This window comes from Streptomyces sparsus, assembly GCF_054776295.1.
Map to the genome: position 1 here is coordinate 1 of NZ_BAAHCA010001465.1, position 813 is coordinate 813.

Consider the following 813-nt stretch of genomic DNA (forward strand, 5'->3'; position numbering starts at 1 on the left):
AGGCGCTCGACCGCTGGTGACGGTCCCCGCCGGGGGGCGGCCGCCCGCACCGGGGGATACTGGCGGGCATGGGCAGACAGCGACGACCTGCCGCCGGCCGGCAGGCGCGGGAGGCGGCAGCCGAACAGGTCGGCGGAGGACTCGCCGAGCTGGTGCCCGACCCTGACCGGCCGCAGGGCTGGCAGCTGCTGCTGGACGGTGCCCCGCAGTCCCACGTGGACCTGGCCGACCCGGCCCACCTCGACTTCTCGTACCAGCGCCGCATCGGCCACGTCATCGACCTGCTCGCACCGCCCGGCCGCCCGGTGAGGGTGCTGCACCTGGGCGGCGGCGCGATGACGCTGGCCCGCTACACCGCCGCCACCCGGCCGCGCTCCACGCAGCAGGTCATCGAACTGGACCTCGCGCTCACCCGGTTCGTGCGCGAGCGGCTGCCGCTAGCGGAGGGCTGGCGCATACGGGTGCGCGGCACCGACGCCCGGGCCGGACTGGCCAGGATCGGCGACGACTGGGCCGACCTGGTCGTCGCCGACGTCTTCGCCGGCGCCCGGACCCCCGCCCACCTGGGCAGCGCGGAGTTCCTCACCGAGGTGCGGCGCGTGCTGGGCCCCGGTGGCTGGTACACCGCCAACCTCGCCGACGGACCGCCCCTGGCGCACCTGCGGGCCCAGACCGCCACCGTGCGGGACGCCTTCCCGGAGCTGGCCCTGGTCTCGGACCCGGCGGTGCTGCGCGGCAAGCGCTTCGGCAACGCCGTGCTGCTGGCCGCCGACGGACCCCTGCCGACGGCGGAGCTGACCCGGCGCGCGGCCG

1 protein-coding gene is annotated in these 813 nt (G+C 77.1%); it reads left to right on the forward strand.

Translation table 11 applies throughout. The features are described from left to right. Positions 1–68: 68 nt before the first annotated feature. A partial coding sequence (locus ACYVE9_RS29065) for a spermidine synthase (protein ID WP_461030863.1) occupies positions 69–813 on the forward strand: 745 nt, incomplete at its 3' end.